The organism is Aeromonas sp. Y293-4, from assembly GCF_027705905.1.
Lineage (GTDB): Bacteria > Pseudomonadota > Gammaproteobacteria > Enterobacterales > Aeromonadaceae > Aeromonas > Aeromonas veronii.
The window spans coordinates 1-1,168 of the sequence record NZ_JAPDCI010000069.1 but is presented as its reverse complement, the minus strand read 5'-3'; the positions used below and the strand labels follow the sequence as shown (position 1 = coordinate 1,168).

General features: G+C 55.6%; 1 protein-coding gene. It reads right to left on the bottom strand.

Annotated elements, in window-relative coordinates; translation table 11 throughout:
- Positions 1-14 precede the first annotated feature (14 nt).
- Positions 15-1,052, bottom strand: coding sequence for an IS630 family transposase (locus tag OKC31_RS21585; protein WP_199427192.1), 1,038 nt, complete (start codon positions 1,050-1,052; stop codon positions 15-17).
- Between the last annotated feature and the right edge of the window lie 116 nt (positions 1,053-1,168).

Here is a 1,168-nt window from a genome sequence, read left to right as displayed (position 1 = left end):
CTAAATAGCTGATCCTAATTCCGCTCCAGTTGCATCAGCCCATGTCCGTTGCCAGGGAACGGCGCGGCATTATCCAGGAAGCAGCGCACTCGATGTAACAGCTCACCGAATGTTCGGCATTGGTGGTTCCGGGTGATGGTTTCATGGAGGGCATGCCACAGGCGCTCAATCCGGTTTACCCACGGTGAATACACCGGCTGGAACAGCACGATGAACTTCGGATTGCTTGCCAGCCATCGCTGCGCCTTCTTGCTCTTGTGGATGATGTAGTTGTCCAAAATCAGCGTGATGCTCTTGGCGCGCCGATAGGTTCGTTTCAGCGTCTTGAGCAGTGACAAGAACAAGTCCGTGTCTTTGCTATCGCTCGCCACATAGGTCACGTTACCGGTTCCGGCATGCAGGGCACCGGCGATGTAATGCTTGCGATTTTGGCCCGGCGTCACCACTTTCTTCTGATTTCCGCGAAGCATCCAGTCCGCACCCAGTTTGGGGTTGAGGTGGATATCCACCTCATCTTCATAAAACACTGGGTGGTCAATACTGCAACGTGCCAAGGCCTCGTTGATCACCGTCATCTTGGCCTCTTTGTGTGGATCGCGAATGCGCAAAGTGGGCGCCGGTCGGCGCCAAACAATCCCGAGTCGGGGCAGCCAGCGCCGTATCGTCGAAGCATGCAAGGACAGCTGCCAATTCCGCTTTAGTTCAAGCGCCATCAGTTCGGTACTCCAACGGGAGCGCTGATACCCCAGCTCCTGCGGTGACAACTGGACCAACAACCGCAACAGGCCAGCGATCTGCACAAATGGCAGTACGGGCTTACGACCGCGAGGCTCACTTTCAAGGCCTTCCAGCCCGTACAGTGTGTACCAGTTAACCCAGCGATTGATCGACGAACGGGCCGCGGCAGTGAGTCGGGAAACGGCCGAAACACTGTGGCCATCGGCCAGTAGCAAGATGGCGTTAAGTCGCCGGCAGTGCTCTTTATCTTTGGTCCGGTGTATCAAATGGATGATCCGGCGTCGCTCAGCTCGGTCGGGGAGTGTTAGCATCATTTCGGGCTCGGCTCGTTTGTCGTTTGGTTGATTTGGCGATTGATCAGATCGCACAAACGACGCCGAGTTCCCTTCTTCCCCGGACAAATGATCTACATTTCGGAACGGTTATTTAG

Excerpts from the sequence above, each read along its gene's own strand:
- OKC31_RS21585 (WP_199427192.1), bottom strand. The coding sequence starts at position 1,052 with ATGATGCTAACACTCCCCGACCGAGCTGAGCGACGCCGGATCATCCAT.